Genomic DNA, 15297 nt, shown 5'->3' with positions numbered 1-15297 from the left:
AACATGAACAACACTACCCTTCTCCTGCACGGCAAGGTTGCCATCGTCACCGGCGCATCGCGCAGCATCGGCGCCGCCATTGCCAAGCGCCTGGCTGCCGATGGCGCCAGCGTCGCCATCACCTACCACGCTTCTCCGGACAAGGCCGACGCCGTGGTCGGCGAAATCGCCGCCGCCGGCGGCAACGCCATCGCGATCCAGGCCGACTCCGGCGATCCCGAGGCGGTGCGCGCCGCTGTCGCCCGGGTCGCCGCGACCTTCGGCAGGATCGACATCCTGGTCAACAACGCCGGCATCAGCGTGCTCGGTGCCCCGGAGGAGATCGCCCTGGAGGACTTCCAGCGCATCCTCGCGGTCAACGTCACCGGCGTGTTCGTCGCCACCCAGGAAGCCCTGCGGCACATGGGCCAGGGCGGGAGGATCATCCACATCGGCAGCTCGATGGTGCGCTACGCCGCCTTCGGCACCGCCTCGGCCTACACCCTGAGCAAAGGCGCGGTGGCCGGCTTCGCCCGCGGGCTGGTACGCGACCTCGGCCCGCGCGGCATCACCGTCAACACCGTGCACCCCGGCCCGACCGACAGCGACATGAACCCGGCGGACGGCCCGGTCGCCGACTTCGTGCGACCGAACATCGCCGTGGGCCGCTATGGCGAAGGCGCCGACATCGCCGCCGCCGTCGCCTATCTCGCCAGCCCGCAGGCGTCCTTCGTCACCGGTGCCGAGCTGCTGGTGGATGGCGGTTTCACGGCCTGATCCCAACCCGCCAGGGACGACCGACAGCCCGAATGTGGGTGGTTCACATCCCCCGGAAGCGCGCCCACAGCCGGGTGCGCTCGCGCAGCAGCTTCGGCGCGATCAGTTCCTCGCCGAACAACTTGGCGCGCACTTCCTGGGGCGGGTAGATGTTCGGGTCGCCGCTGACGGCTTCGTCCAGCAGCGGCGTGGCGGCCTGGTTGGCATTGGCGAAGAACATGCCGTTGCTCAGCTCGGCCATCGACTCCGGACGCAGCATGAACTCGATGAAGGCCCTGGCCGCTTCCGGATGCGGGGCGTCCGCCGGGACGGCCATGGTGTCGACCCACATGAGCGTACCTTCGCGCGGGATGCGGTAGACGATCTCGTAGGGCTTGCCAGCCTCCTCGGCCTGGAACCGCGCCATGCTGGCGTCGCCGTTGAAGGTCAGCGCCAGGCACAGGTTGCCGTTGGCCAGATCGCTGGTCTGGGTGCCGAAGCCGATGTAGCGCAGGTTGGGCTTGAGCGCGGCGAGCAGGTCGCCAGCCGCCTCGAGGTCGGCGGAGTCCTGGCTATAGGGCGGCCTGCCCAGGTAATGCAGGGCGATGCTGATCACTTCCTGCGGCGCGTCCACGATGGCGATGCCGCAGTCCTTCAGCCGGCTGGCGTATTCGGGCTTGAACAACAGGTCGAGGCTGTCCAGCGGCGCGTCGGGGATGCGCTTTTCCACCTCCTGGCGGTTCATCGCCAGGCCGGTGGTGCCCCAGGTGTAGGGCACGGCGTAGCGGTTGCCCGGATCGGCGGCGGCCATTTCCCCGAGCACCTGCGGGTCGAGGTTGGCGAAGCCCCCCAGTCGTTGCGGATCGATCGGCTGCAGCGCCTTGGCGGGAATGAAACGGCCGACCATGGCGATGGTGGGGAAGATCACGTCATAGCCGCTACGGCCGGTCAGCACCTTGCTTTCCAGCATGTCGACGTTGTCGAAGATGTCGTAGTGCACCTTGATGCCGGTCTCGGCCTCGAAGTCCTTCAGCGCCTGCTTGCCGACGTATTCGTTCCAGTTGTAGATGTTGAGCACCTTCTCTTCCGCGTGCAGCGGCAGAGCCAGGGTCAGCAGCAGGGGCAGTATGCTCGGTTTCACGGTCGATCCTCTCCAGACGGTGGGTGGACCGATCATGCGGCGATTCCCGGCCGGGAAATATGCCAAAGCCGCCAATCTGACATCGCTCCCCATCGATGTTTGGGAAGCGATGCACCAATGCCGGGCAAAGTGTGCGGCGGGCGCCCGCTCAGGGGGCCGCGGGCGCCATGGCGCGGCCAGCCAGCAGGCGCAGCAGCGCGTTGAGCAACATGCCGTAGAGCGGCACGAACAGCATCAGGCTGATCGCCAGCTTGACGCCGTAGTCCACCGTGGCGATCTCCACCCAGTGCTCGGCCATGAACGGGTTGCTGCTCTGCCAGAAGGCCACCGAGAAGAACACGAAGGTGTCCAGCAGGTTGCCGACAGTGATCGCCGCGCTCGGCGCGATCCACCACTGCGGCAGCTTGCGCAGGCGGTCGAACACCTGGATGTCGAGGAGTTGCCCGCACACGTAGGCGAGGAAGCTGGCCAGCGAGATGCGCAGGACGAAGTCGTTGAACTGGGTCAGCGACGCCAGGCCACGGAACGCGCCCTCCTGGAACAGCACCGAGACCACGTAGGAGGCCAGCAGCGCCGGCACCATCACCCGGGCGATGACCTGCCGCGCCGGGCCCTTGCCGAGCAGGCGCACGGTCAGGTCGGTGGCCAGGAAGATGAACGGGAAGCTGAACGCCCCCCAGGTGGTATGCCAGCCGAACAGGGTGATCGGCAACTGCACCAGGTAGTTGCTGGCGATGATGATCAGGATGTGGAAGGCGATCAGCGCGGGCAACGCCAGGCGCTGACGGCGCGAGGAAAGCAGAGTCATGGATACGGACCTTTTTGATCGATGGGGTGAGGGAACCCATGCCGTCCGGGATGGAGGCGGCGCGCATTCTAGCGGTTCGCTGGCGGCAGGAACAGAGCCGCCGGGCAACTTTCTGTCTCGGGAGTCAGGCTTCGTGGAATGGGGAGGGCCCGGAAAGGTATCGTCGCAAGCGCCTTACCTGGCTTCAATCAAGAGCCCCTCTCCCCCGGCCCCTCTCCCGTAAACGGGAGAGGGGTGACTGCGGATGATGCCCCGGCGTATCAGGCAAGCTCGAACGGCCCCCTCTCCCATTCATGGGAGAGGGCTGGGGAGAGGGCCACGGGACTCACCCCACACACCAATCCCCCCTGTAGCCCGGATGCAACCCGGGGAAAACGAAGCCACCAGTCCCGGATTGCATCCGGGCTACGCGATCACCCGCCGATCCCCCAGCGCCTCGTCGAGGTTCTGGTGGAACCACTTCAGCGCCGGCTCGAAGCTGCCGTGCCAGAGAAGGTCGCTGGCGCCGGCCTGGATGCCGGTCTGCACCCTCGCGGCCAGGGCGAAATCCTCTTCCAGCGCCGAATAGAGAATCGCGTTGTTCTTCTCGAAATAACGCCGCGCCTTGTCGGTCACCGGTTCCTCGGCCAGCAGGGTGTGGCCGAGCACCCGGGTGGCCAACGGACCATCAGGGAATACGGTGGAGAAATCGATATGGTCCGGTTCCACCAGCACCAGGGTGTTCGGCCACAGGTAGTACAACAGGTTGCCGTGGCGGCGCAGGTTCCAGGCGCTTTCCGGCTGGTCGGCGATCTCGCCCAGGTTGCGCTTCACGTAGTAGTTGCGGATGTGTCGGCCGAAGCGCTCGAACAGCCCGAGGTTGGGCCAGAACAGGTGGTCGATGGTGGCCTGATGGGCCTTCTGCACGTGGTAGTTCTCGAGGAAGGTGTCGATGGTCAGCTTCCAGTTCACCGGTCGGCGGATGTCCTGGGGATCGAAGATCACGTGGTCGTCGATGGCGAAGCCCTCGAAGTCGGCGATGATCTCCGGTCCGAAGAAGGCGTCCAGATCCAGCGCCGGCCCCGGCGACAAGCGTGCCCACACCGCGCCGAAGCGCTCGGCCACCGGCACTTCGGTGAGGTTCAGGCAGTTCCGGTCGATGCCCTCGAAACCGTAGCCATGGGGGATGCCGCGCAACTGGCCGTCCGGGTTGTAGGCCCAGGCGTGGTAGGGGCAGACGAACACCCGGTTCTTCCCGCTGGCGTCGCCGACCAGTTGGGTGCCGCGATGCTTGCAGACGTTGAGGAAACCGCGCAGGCGGCCCTGCTCGTCACGGGTCAGCAGCAGCGGCGCGAGCAGTTCGCGAGTCAGGAAGTGCCCGGCGGGAATCTCGCTGGAGCGCGCCACCAGCACCGGCTCGCGGCGCAGGATCTCGTCGCGCTCGCGGCGGTAGCGTTCCTCGTCGAGATAGACCTCCACCGGCAGCGCCGATGGCGCCGGCGCACAATCGCTGCGGCCTTTCTCGACCAACGCCAGGGTGCGCTTGAGCAGTTCGACCTGGGTGCTGTGCTGCATGGTGGTTTCCTCGTGTTGTCGTTCTTGTTGCTGGATTCCCGCATGCACGTGAATGGCGCACTACGCGCGAGGCCTTCCTGTCATTCCCGCGCACGCGGGAACCCAATGAACAACTCCATCCAGGCTACAACGGCGCCAGGGCACCCCGGATGAAGTGCCAGAGCTGCCGCGCCAGTTGCTCGGCCGGCGGCCGCGGGTTGCGCGCCAGGGCTTCGAGCAGCGCCTGGTGCATGCCGCCGAGGATCATCGCCGAGACCAGTTCCGGGTCGAGGCTGGCGTTGAGTTGCCCGGCGGCCTGGCCACGGCGGATGTTGTCGGCGCCCTGGCGGACGTTCTCGGTGATGCGCTGGGTCTCCAGCGCGGCCACTTCCGGCTCGCGCGCCAGGCTGACCAGCACCAGCGGCGCCAACGGCTCGGCGTAGACGAACTCCACCGCGCGGTTCACGCGCTGCTCCTCGCGGCTGGACCAGTCGTCGGCATCCGGCAGCGGGTCGGCGGCCATCACCTGGCGCTGGTAGCGGTCGTAGAAATCCTCGGCCACCGCCGCCAGCAGCCCGGCGCGGGAATTGAAGTAGCGGTAGATCAGCCCCACCGACACCCCGGCCCGCTCGGCCACCCTGCCGACCTCCAGCCCGCCGCCGTATTCCAGCAATTCGCTGCGGGCGGACTCCAGCAGGCTGGCGCGGGTTCTCTGGGCTTTCGGGGACAGGTCGGGCATCGCACACCAAACAAATTGCTGGACAATAAAAGTGAACTCAGTTTACTTATCTGGGAAGCGGTGCCAAGCCATCCCGACAAAAATAATCTCCCGGAGCCTTCCGCCATGTCCGAATCCAGCGTGCTCTACCGTGTCGACGGCCGCGTCGCCACCCTCACCCTCAACCGCCCGGACCGCCTCAACGCCATCGACGACCGCATGCCCGACGACATCGCCGCCGCCGTGGCGCGCGCCAACGCCGACGACGCCGTGCACGTCATCGTCCTCACCGGCGCCGGACGCGGCTTCTGCAGCGGCTACGACCTCAAGTTCTTCGCCGAGCAGCCGCGCGGCATCTACGGCAGCCAGGAAATGCCCTGGGACCCGATGGTCGACTACGCGCTGATGAAGCGGAACACCGAGCAGTTCATGAGCCTGTTCCGCAGCTACAAGCCGGTGATCGCCAAGATCAACGGCCCGGCGGTGGCCGGCGGCAGCGACATCGCGCTGTGCTGCGACCTGATCGTGATGGCCGAGGAAGCGAAGATCGGCTATCCGCCGGCGCGGGTCTGGGGCTGCCCGACCACCGCCATGTGGGTCTACCGCCTCGGCGCCGAGAAGGCCAAGCGCATGCTGCTGACCGGCGACCTGATCGACGGCCGCGAGGCCCAGCGCCTCGGCCTGGTCTACCAGAGCGTGCCGCTGGCCGACCTGGACGCCACGGTCGACGCGCTGGCCGCGCGCATGCAGGGCATCCCCCGGAACCAGTTGATGATGCAGAAGCTGATGATCAATCAGGCCTACCACAACATGGGCCTGGAAACGACGCAGATGTTCGCCACCCTGTTCGACGGCATCACCCGCCACAGCCCGGAAGGCGTGCGTTTCAAGGCGCGCTGCGAGGAGGTCGGCTTCAACCAGGCGGTGCGCGAGCGCGACTCCGGAGAGCCGATACCGTAGCGGCTAACCTGTTTTGTTTGCTGGTTCCCCGCGTTCGCGGGGATGAACTCCACGTCATTCCCGCGAACGCGGGAACCCAGAAAAGAACAAGACAGCGGTTCCTGCCAGAACGACAAGAAACACAAGGAGTGTTCGATGACGACCCAGCCCCAGCCGCCCAAGGACCTGCCCAGCATCCCCGCCCTGCTCGCCTGGCGGGCGGCGAACACCCCGGACTGGCCAGCCGCCCGCCAGCGCCTGGATACCGGCCAGTGGCAGGGCCTGACCTGGGGCGAGGTCGCCCAGCGGGCCGAGCACCTGGCTCGTGCCCTGCTGGCCCAGGGCGTGCAACCTGGCGACCGGGTGGTGGTCTGGAGCCGCACCCGGGTCGAATGGAGCCTGCTCGATTTCGCCATCCTCAATGTCGGCGCGGTCAGCGTCGGGCTCTATCCCAGCCTTAGCCCCGGCCAGGCCGGCCAGCAGTTGAGACGCGCTGGTTGCAAGCTGCTGTTCGTCGAGCACTCCAGCCAGGCGCTGCCCCTGCACGGCACCTTCGACGAACTGGCCGTGGTGTGCATCGACGACGCGCTGGACGGCAGCGGCCATTTGCACCTCGACGAGTTCCTGGCCGGCGCAGAGAACATCCCGGCCGACGAGGTGGAGCAGCGCTGGCAGGCACTCGGCCCGCAATCCCTGGCCAACCTGGTATTCACCTCCGGCACCACCGGCGACCCCAAGGCCGCGATGCTCGGCCACGGCAACCTGCTGGCCTTCGTCAGCCGCTACACGCTCCCGCCGGCACGCTTCAGCAGCCTGGCGTTCCTGCCCATGGCACATGTCGGCGAACGGGTGATCGGCCATTACCTGCGGCTCTGGTGCGGCGCGCAGGCCACCTATGTGGCGGATATCAACGAGGTACCGCGAACGCTGGCCGAGGTGCAGCCGGATTTCTTCGGCAGCGTGCCGCGCCTGTTCGAGAAGTTCCACGCGGCGGTCATGGCCCAGCGCGCCGCCCTGCCGCCCGGCAAGCGGGGCCTGCTCGACTGGGCGCTGCGGACCGGCATCCAGCGCGCTCGCGGGGAAGGCAACGCGCTGAGCGGCTGGCTGGCGCGCCGGCTGGTGCTCGACAAGCTGCGCGCCAAGCTGTTCGGGCCACGCATCACGACGCTGGTCGGCGGCGGCGCGCCGCTCGATCCGGCCTTGGTGGAGTTCTATGCTGCGCTCGGCCTGCCGCTCTGCGAAGGCTGGGGCATGTCCGAGTCCACCGCCTTCCTGACCAGCAACGAAGCCAGCATCGCCAAGGCCGGATCGGTCGGCAAGGCCCTGCCCAGCACCGAACTGCGCATCGCCGAGGACGGCGAGGTGCTGGTGCGCGGCCCGCTGGTGTTCCAGGGCTACTTCGGCCAGCCGGACAAGACCGCCGAAACCTTCGACGAAGACGGCTGGCTGCGCAGCGGCGACATCGGCCGGATCGACGAGGACGGCTACCTGTGGCTGACCGGCCGCAAGAAGGAACTGATCATCACCGCCGGCGGCAAGAACATCGCGCCGACGCCGATCGAGGCGCTGCTCAAGCAACAACCGCTGGTGGAACAGGCGCTGGTGCACGGCGACCGCCGCAAGTACCTGGTCGCCCTGCTCGCCCTCGACCCCGAACGCCTGGCCGCCTGGGCGCGCCGAAAAGGCCTCGGCGGCGAGCATGCCGACTGGCTGCGGACGCAGGCGCTACGGGACGAATTGCAGGCGCATATCGACCTGGTCAACGCCGACCTGGCACAGGTCGAGCGGATCAAGGCCTGGGCCCTGCTGCCGCGCCTGCTCAGCCAGGACGAGGACGAGCTGACCCCGACCCAGAAGCTAAAGCGGCCGGTGATCGAGCAGCACTTCGCCGAGCTGCTGAACAGCCTGTATCCGGTCGAGGAGCAACGCAGGCCGGATTGAAGGCAAGTGGATATCGCCGTGGATCGGTTCGCCTTGCGCTCGGCGCTGCACTCGTCACCGCAACAGTCGCTGCCCCCACGGCCGATAGCGCAACTCGAACACGGCCGCAGGTCGGCAGCCAGAGTCCAGTGCTTGCGGCTCGGCAGGCACCGCCTTGAACGGCAGCCCCTGTGCACTGGTCTGGCGGAACGCCTCGCGCACCACCCCGACCCGGCACGGCAAGGCCGTCTCGTAGGCCTGGCGCACCGGTGCAGGCAGGCTGGCGGTGCCGACGCCGTCCTGCCACCAGACATGGATGCCTAGCCCGGCCAGATCGTCCAGCCAGGCGGCCAGTACCCGTGGCGCCAGGTGGCCACCACTGAAGGCGCTGAGGTGCAGTGGCGCATCCAGCCGGGCAGAGAAGTCGGCGAGTTGCCGGCGCAACGTGGCACGCCGCTCGGGGTCGTGGAAGTGGAAGTCATCCAGCTCCATCGGCAGGTACCAGCCGGCCACCGTCAGTTCCCAGTCGCGGATGGCCTGCGCCTGGGCCAGCGAGCGACCCAGTTGGTACTGCCAGTAAGCCGCCAGGCCAGGGCCATCCAGCTCTTTCAGGCGCTGGAAGTACGCCGGGTCGAAGTACAGGCCCAGCACCACCTCGAGCCCCTGCTCCCGGGCCTCGCGCAAGGCCTGCGCCAGCCAGCCGTCGCGACCGCCGAAATCGCTGTCGCCATAGGCGCTCCACTGCACGATCAGGGTCCGCACGCCCTGCCCCGCGCTGTCCCGCCAGAGATGCCGCCAGTCCTCCTGGCCGAGCGCGGCATCGGAATTCAGCGGCTGGAAGAACAGCCGCTCTTCAGCCCCAACCTGGAACGCGGCCAGACAGAAGCAGAATGCCAGCAGCAGAGGACGCATCAGAAATTCACCTCGATGCCCAGAAGAATGCCATCGGCCCGTTCGTACAGGTTGCCGGCCAGCCCCCACTGGTACTCGGTACGCACTTTCAGGTTGGCCCGGTAGGCGTTGTAGCGGTCATCGCCATACCAGTATTGCCAGCGCAGGCCGACGCCGGCGCGCAGATCCTGGCGCCAGTCGTTGTGCGGGTCCTGCGTGGAGAACTCGCCGAAGCCATAGGCCATCAGGGTCTGCGGGCTATCCACTGGCAGCTTCCAGACATGGCCGTGCTGGTAGCGCGACACCCAGGCGTGGTCGCCGTGGCGGGTCCACCAGGCGGCGTCCAGGTAGAGGAAGCGCTCGTTCCACTGATCTTCGTCCACGCGCCAATCGTTTCGGTAGGCACCCTGGTCGAAGAACGAGGCGGTGGCGCGCAGGAGGAAATCGGTGCTGGTACGACCATCGCGGCGGTGATCGTCGAGATCGTCGTCGACGGCACCAGGGTTCAGCCATTGGCCGAGGCTGAAGCCGCTGAAATCCTCGTCGGCAAGTTGGCTCTGACCGTATAGCTCGCCGTAGAGGTTGAGATTGAGCGTGCCCCACGGCTTGTAGCGCAGGCCGAGCCCCGCGGCCAGCGAGCGCCCGTAGCGGTTACGCCCATCGCCCCCCATCAGCGCCCGGCCATAGACGGACAGGCTGCTGCCGGCGCGGGTCGGCTCCTCGCCGAGGGCATGGTCCCAGATGAACATCTGCACATTCTGCGATGCCGGGCGACGATCCTCGCCACGCCGCTCGCCGCGCTCGTTGAGCAGGTCGTTGGTCGAAACCCCGGCTGGCGACCAGGTGCTGGCCAGGGTCAGATTGTCGCGCTGGGAAAGAACCTGGTGGGCCCGGCGCTGACGGTAACGACGTGCCTCCAGGCTGCCGTACTCGTCGTCGCCGGCCACCGGCTGCTGCTCGAGGTCGATCGCCCGGCGCAGCTCGCGGCGCGCGGCGGCGCTGTCCTCTGCCTCGTCGTAGCGCCAGGCGAGAGTTTCGGCGATGCGGTAGTCCTCCGGGTAGTCACGGCTGGCCTGCTCCAGATAGGGGATTGCCTGGTGGCGCTCGTCCTTGCTCGAAGCGCCGGCCAGGCGCATGCCGTAGTCGGCCCGATAGCGCGGCTCATCGGGTGCCAGGCGCACAGCCTCGGCCAGCCAGGCGGTGCTTTGCGCGCTATCGCCGGCCTGCTGGGCGGTGGCCGCCGCCGCGTAGTAGTGATCGGCACGCGGCTGGTGACGCAGCGCATCGTGCTGGCGTTGCAGGGCCAGGGAAACGTCATCGTTGCCTTGGGCGATGGCTGCACCAAGCGCCCAATCGTCGGCGCTGGAATGCCGGGCCCGCTGCCAGTAGCGCTCAGCCTCCTGCGGCGCTCCAGCGTTCAGGGCACTGCGGCTGGCGGTAAGCAGGGCGTTGTCGTTCAGTTCGCGCTCGTCGAACTCTTGCCAGGCACGCCAAGCCTCTTCCGAATCTCCGGCTGCCTCCAGGGCGTAGGCTAGCGGCAGGCGGCTCGCCGTATCTCCCTGGGCCAGCGCCGCCTGGTAGTAGACCGCCGCCTCTCCAGGACGGGCCGGCATGGCGCAGCGGCCGAGCACCCGCAGTTCCCCCGCCTCGCGCGGTGTCGCCGACAGGTGCCGGAGCACCGCGTCGCAGTGTCCGGCCTCGGCAAGGCGGCCGAGCAACTGCGCCCGCGACGCGGGGTCGAGCCGGTCCAGCAACCGTTCGGCACGCGCCACGTCCAGCGGGCTGTCGGTCTGGGCATAAATGCCCGCCAGGCGTTGCGTCAGGGCCGGTGCCAGGCGCCCACCATGTCGCTCCAGGGCATCCTCCAGCAAGCGTTGCGCACGGGCGGTATGGCCATCGCGCAGGAGCAGGAAGCTGGCCTGGTCCAGTGCCGCGAGGCTGCCGGTCTGCCGGTATTCGCGCTCCCATAACGTCTCCGCCTCGGCGCCGCGCCCACCGGCCTGAAGCAGTTCCGCGCGCTTGCGTAGCGTCGCCGGGGTCTGCGGCTGGGCAGCCAGCCAGGCCAGGGCCTGGTCGGTACGCCCCTGGCGCCGCCAGAGATCGAGCAACCGGTCGCGCCGGGCGGTATCCCAGGGCTCGGGCAAATGCTGGCGCTCCAGCAGGTCGGCGGCCTGCAGGCGCTGGGCGAGGATCAGCCAGGTCTGCGGATCGCTCCGCGGGTTGCAGCCACGCAACTGCTCGAGGGCCGCCGCGCGGTCATGGGTGGACAGCCAGTCGGCGGTTTCCAGGCAAGGCCGTTGCAGTTCGTCGCCGAGGCGACGCACCAGCGGGCTGTCGCCGCTCTGCCGGGCCAGCTCCCAGAGCTGCCGGCGCCGCTCGGGATCACGCTGCTCTTCCAGGGGCAACTCTTCCAGCCAGCGCTTGGCCAGGGTTGTCTTGCCGACGGCGATAGCGCGCTCGGCCATGGCCTGGCGAGCGCGCCGGGCGTCGCTCTCGTAGGGGGCCTGGCGCAGCAGTTCGCGCAGGGCGCTCTCGTCCAGTTGCTGGACATAGGCATTGGCCAGACGCCGCCAGCTTTCCGCCGAAAGTTCCCGATTGACCGCCAGTGGCGCCAGTTCATCGATGGTGGCCTGGCTGTCGTGCAACTGTTCGGCCCAATTGGCTCGCGCCTGTCGCAGTGCCGGGCCGTCGCCGCGATCGGGCACCTGGCGCAGCCAAGCGAGCGCCTCCTGGGGTCCACCGCGCTTGGCCAGGGCGAGGCTGTAGGCTTTCCACAAACGCATGCGCTGGACACTGTCGGCCTGCGCCAGCCATTGGTCCATGACCGTCGCGGACGGCGGTTCCTGCTCGATCCAGGCCAGGCGGATATCCAGCGCATCCCGGGAGCCCGATTCACCGGCGGTCTCCAGCGCCCCGTCATAGTCCCGCTGCTTGACCAGCGCCCGGACCAGCAGGGCGCGCGCCTCGGCGTTGCCGGGCACCTTGTCGAGCAGAAAGCGCATCAGCCGTTCGACCTCTGCCCAGTTCTGCCGATCCGCCTCGCGGTAGGCGCGATCGAGATAGGGAAAGCTACGAAAGCGCTCGAAGTCACTCAGCGGCTCGGCCGCCAGCAGATGGCCCGTTCCCAGCGCCAGCAGCGCGCCCAGCACCACTCCTCGCGCCGTTCTCATGCGGTCTCCCTCGCGATCAGGTACGCCACATGTTGCTCCTGGGCCTGGTCCCGCAGGGCCTGGTCGAGCACTTCCTGGGTGATCATTCCGCGCTGGACGAGATGCTCACCGAGCGACTCACGACTCGGATCGAAGTCGATCATCGCCTGGCGGAACAACGAAACCGGCACCATGCCACGCGTTTGCAGCAGATCGCCGAGCTGTACCTGATGGCGACAGATACGCTCCATCAGCTCGGCGTCGCCCCGATGCCGCTCCAGCACCTCCAGCACCAGCCGGCTTTCCTCGCTCTGGTGCCGGCCGGGATACCAGTAGCGCAGCCCCAGGGTCACCCGCCCCTGCGGCGCCAGCCGGCAACGCACCGGACGCTGGAGTTGACGACTGATGGCGCCGAGGGAAACCTGGCTGATCGCCCGCTCGCAGGCCAGCACCAGGGCGTCACCCTCCTCCGCCACCGGCAGCACGGCGTAGCGAAGGGCCAGGCGCCGCGGGAAATCCTCGATCAACCTACGGTCCAGTGCAAAGGGATCGAACGACACGGTTTCCATCTCCAGTTGCCCGGCCAGGGCCTGCAGTACTTGCTGGCTGTCGACCAGTCCGCGCAGCAGCAGCTCGCGGCCGAGTCGGCGGCGCACCGGGCTGGTGATCGCCGCCTCCAGTTGCTCCTCGCTGATCACCCCCTGTTCGACCAGCCGCCGCCCCAGCGGTACGCGCTGTGGCCTGTCCAGGGAGGGGAACTCATGGGTGGTCTTGTCCCAGGCGACACGCCGCGCATCTCCGATCGCCAGCACCTGGCGCAGGGCCTTCACGTTGGCGAAGAAGTTGATGAAGTTGCTCCACATCATCCGCGGTGCCGAACGCAGTCCCTCTATCACGCCGTAGTAGCGACTGACGAACCAGAAACGCTGGAACAAGCGGTTGAACAGCAGGAAGCCATTGATCAGCAACAGTGCCGACAGGAACCAGTTATCGGCGAGGATCGACTGAAAGTGCCAGGCGTCGGGCAGCAGCAGGGTCACCAGCCACATTGCCAGCAGGACCAGGAACAGCAGGTTGACCAGGAAGCCCAGGGCATAGGCGAACAACCCGCGGCGGTCGCGCCAGAGGAAGTAGTTGAGCGCCAGGCTGGAGCTCCAGCCCAGGTTGCTGGTGCCCTGGAAGACGATGCCGGTGATCCACCGCGACTTCTGCCGGATCGCATGGCTCCAGGTCCGCGGGAAGTGCTCGCGCACGCAGATGACCCGGGCGAAGTGACGGTCCATGCCCAGCGCCCAGTGACGGTTCAGGGCCAGCCTGGGATCCTCCACCGAGTAACGGGCGAAGATGGTCTTCATGCCCTTCCGGTTGAGGCGGAAGCCGATGTCGTAGTCCTCGGTGAGGCTCTGCACGTCGAAGGCGATGCCGTTGCCGTCCTCCAGCAGCGCGGTGATCGCCTTGCGACTGAAGCAGGTACCCACCCCGGCGCTCGGCACCTGGCCGGTCAGCGCCTCGCGCACCACCACGTCCTTGCCGTGGTTCTCGGCGAACTCGTCGACGTAGTGACCGGCGGTCATCCCCCCTAACTCCGAGGCATAGGGGTAGACCGGGATCTGGATCATATCCTTGCCTTCGTTCAACAGGTAGTTGAACAGGCGCAGTTCCAGTGGCGAGATGACGTCCTCGGCGTCGTGCATGACGAAGCCGGCGAACTGCACCCTGGCCTCGGCCTCGAAGCGCAGTATGGCGTCGATCACGTTGTTCAGGCAGTCGGCCTTGCTGGTCGGCCCCGGTCGCGCGCAAACCACCTTGTGTACGTTGGGAAAGTGCTGGCACACGGCATCGACGTCGGCCTGGGTCTCGGGGTCGTTGGGGTAGGTGCCGACGAATATCTGGTAGTTCTCGTAGTCCATGGTCGACGCCGCCAGGCTCGCCATCTCGCCGACCACGCCAACCTCGTGCCAGGCCGGCACCATGATCGCCAACGGCTGCTCCGGCACGGCGAACAGACGCCGCTCGTCTGCGCGCTCGAACTTGCCGTAGACGCGATAGCGGCGGATCAGCAGGCGCACCCAGTAGGCGATGTCGATGAACAGATCGTCCAGCCCCAGCAGCAACATCAGCGTGGCCAGCAGGATGGCCAGGACCTTCAGGACATACAGGACATGGACCAGTATGTTGACCAGCTCCAGACTCATGCGGCGGTATCCTTGCTTCGCTCCTGCAGCCAGATGACGAGCCGGGCGGCGATGCGCTCGCTGGCGTGGCCATCGCCATAGGGGTTACTGGCCTGGCTCATCTGCCGGTAGGCCGTCTCGTCATCGAGCAGCAGGCTGGTCTCCCCGACGATGCGCTCGACACTGGTGCCAACCAGCCGCACCGTTCCGGCCGCCACTGCCGATGGGCGCTCGGTGGTGTTGCGCATCACCAGCACCGGCTTGCCCAGCGACGGCGCCTCCTCCTGGATGCCTCCGGAATCGGTGAGGATCAGGTGCGCCCGCCCCATCAGCCAGACGAACGCCGGATAGTCCTGCGGCGGGATCAGGCGGACATTGCCACGCCCGCCGAGCAGCGCATGGACCGGCTGCTGCACCTGCGGGTTGAGATGCACCGGGTAGACGAAGGTCGCATCGGGATACTTGTCGGCCAACGCGGCGATGGCCTGGCAGATGCGCTCGAAGCCCTTGCCGAAGTTCTCCCGGCGGTGTCCGGTGATCAGCACCAGGCGGCCCTCCCCGGGCAACGCGGCGAGCGGGGAGCCGGTCGGCGGCTGCCAGCCGATATCTTCCAGGTGCTGGCGCATCCACAGCAGCGCATCGATAACCGTATTGCCGGTGACCTCCATCTGCTCCAGCGATACCCACTCGCGCAACAGGTTGTCGCGGGCCACCCGGGTAGGCGGGAAATGCAGGCTGGCGATCACCGCCGTCAAATGGCGGTTGGCCTCTTCCGGCCAGGGCGAGTTGATGTCGTTGGTGCGCAAGCCGGCCTCGACATGACCGACCGGGATATGCCGGTGAAAGGCAGCCAATGCGGCGATGAAGCTGGTGGTGGTGTCGCCATGCACCAGCACGATCTCCGGCTGCCGCTCCGCGTACACCTGGTCCAGCCGGCCCAGCAGTTGCTGGCTGAGGCCGTTGAGGGTCTGCCCTTCGGTCATCGCCTGCAAATTCTCGTCGACCTGCAACTCGAAGGCATCCAGTACCTGCTGGAGCATCTCCCGGTGCTGGCCGGTGACGCAGACGTATAGCTCGATCTCCGAGCGTCCGCGCAAGGTACGCGCCAGAGGCGCCATCTTGATCGCCTCGGGGCGGGTGCCGAAGACCATCATCACGCGATATGGCATGGCTGCTGACTCCTCGACCCTGTCGGAGTACGGACTACAGCAGTCTAGACCAAGCTTTTCAGGCCTCCAGGCCCAAAAAGAAAACCGGCCTCGGGGCCGGTTTTCCATGCAACGCCGCCA

The 15297-nt window shown here is 67.4% G+C and carries 11 protein-coding genes; 3 read left to right on the top strand and 8 right to left on the bottom strand.

What is annotated here, in order from left to right; all coding sequences use genetic code 11:
* The first annotated feature begins 3 nt into the window (after window positions 1–3).
* Complete coding sequence (locus tag PSEWESI4_RS09205) at window positions 4–756, top strand: 3-oxoacyl-ACP reductase family protein (RefSeq protein ID WP_187670901.1); 753 nt, start codon at window positions 4–6, stop codon at window positions 754–756.
* Between the two features lie 43 nt (window positions 757–799).
* Here the strand turns inward: PSEWESI4_RS09205 and PSEWESI4_RS09200 are convergent, their stop codons facing one another.
* The 4 genes from PSEWESI4_RS09200 to PSEWESI4_RS09185 form a co-directional block, all read right to left on the bottom strand.
* Window positions 800–1912, bottom strand: a complete 1113-nt coding sequence (locus tag PSEWESI4_RS09200; RefSeq protein ID WP_187670900.1) for a polyamine ABC transporter substrate-binding protein — start codon at window positions 1910–1912, stop codon at window positions 800–802.
* A gap of 112 nt (window positions 1913–2024) precedes the next feature.
* Window positions 2025–2684, bottom strand: coding sequence for a 7-cyano-7-deazaguanine/7-aminomethyl-7-deazaguanine transporter (locus PSEWESI4_RS09195; RefSeq protein ID WP_187670899.1), 660 nt, complete (start codon window positions 2682–2684; stop codon window positions 2025–2027).
* A gap of 405 nt (window positions 2685–3089) precedes the next feature.
* Window positions 3090–4238: an aromatic ring-hydroxylating oxygenase subunit alpha gene (locus PSEWESI4_RS09190; RefSeq protein WP_187670898.1), complete on the bottom strand. Its 1149-nt coding sequence runs from the start codon at window positions 4236–4238 to the stop codon at window positions 3090–3092.
* A 124-nt stretch (window positions 4239–4362) separates the two neighbouring features.
* Window positions 4363–4956 carry a TetR/AcrR family transcriptional regulator gene (locus PSEWESI4_RS09185; protein ID WP_187670897.1) on the bottom strand — a complete coding sequence of 198 codons (594 nt, stop codon included), beginning with the start codon at window positions 4954–4956 and terminating at the stop codon, window positions 4363–4365.
* A gap of 105 nt (window positions 4957–5061) precedes the next feature.
* Between PSEWESI4_RS09185 and PSEWESI4_RS09180 the strand changes: the two genes are divergently transcribed.
* Window positions 5062–5895 carry a crotonase/enoyl-CoA hydratase family protein gene (locus PSEWESI4_RS09180; protein WP_187670896.1) on the top strand — a complete coding sequence of 278 codons (834 nt, stop codon included), beginning with the start codon at window positions 5062–5064 and terminating at the stop codon, window positions 5893–5895.
* Between the two features lie 135 nt (window positions 5896–6030).
* Entirely contained in the window at window positions 6031–7815 is a 1785-nt protein-coding gene (locus PSEWESI4_RS09175; protein WP_187670895.1) for an AMP-dependent synthetase/ligase, read from the top strand.
* A 54-nt stretch (window positions 7816–7869) separates the two neighbouring features.
* On the opposite strand, the gene PSEWESI4_RS09170 is transcribed toward PSEWESI4_RS09175, so the two are convergent.
* Genes PSEWESI4_RS09170 through wecB form a run of 4 tightly spaced genes read right to left on the bottom strand, consistent with a single transcriptional unit; the run spans window position 7870 to window position 15177 of the window.
* Window positions 7870–8706: a DUF4434 domain-containing protein gene (locus PSEWESI4_RS09170; protein ID WP_187670894.1), complete on the bottom strand. Its 837-nt coding sequence runs from the start codon at window positions 8704–8706 to the stop codon at window positions 7870–7872.
* Window positions 8706–11855, bottom strand: a complete 3150-nt coding sequence (locus PSEWESI4_RS09165; RefSeq protein WP_187670893.1) for an NfrA family protein — start codon at window positions 11853–11855, stop codon at window positions 8706–8708. Before PSEWESI4_RS09165 ends, PSEWESI4_RS09170 begins: the two co-directional genes overlap by 1 nt.
* A complete protein-coding gene (nfrB, locus tag PSEWESI4_RS09160) occupies window positions 11852–14029 on the bottom strand; it encodes a cyclic di-3',5'-guanylate-activated glycosyltransferase NfrB (protein ID WP_187670892.1) in 2178 nt (725 codons plus the stop codon). The genes PSEWESI4_RS09165 and nfrB overlap by 4 nt, the downstream gene beginning before the upstream one ends.
* Entirely contained in the window at window positions 14026–15177 is a 1152-nt protein-coding gene (gene wecB, locus PSEWESI4_RS09155) for a non-hydrolyzing UDP-N-acetylglucosamine 2-epimerase (RefSeq protein WP_187670891.1), read from the bottom strand. The genes nfrB and wecB overlap by 4 nt, the downstream gene beginning before the upstream one ends.
* Window positions 15178–15297 lie beyond the last annotated feature (120 nt).

It is taken from the genome of Zestomonas carbonaria (assembly GCF_904061905.1).
Taxonomy (GTDB): Bacteria; Pseudomonadota; Gammaproteobacteria; order Pseudomonadales; family Pseudomonadaceae; genus Aquipseudomonas; species Aquipseudomonas carbonaria.
This window is presented reverse-complemented; position numbering and strand designations above follow the sequence as displayed.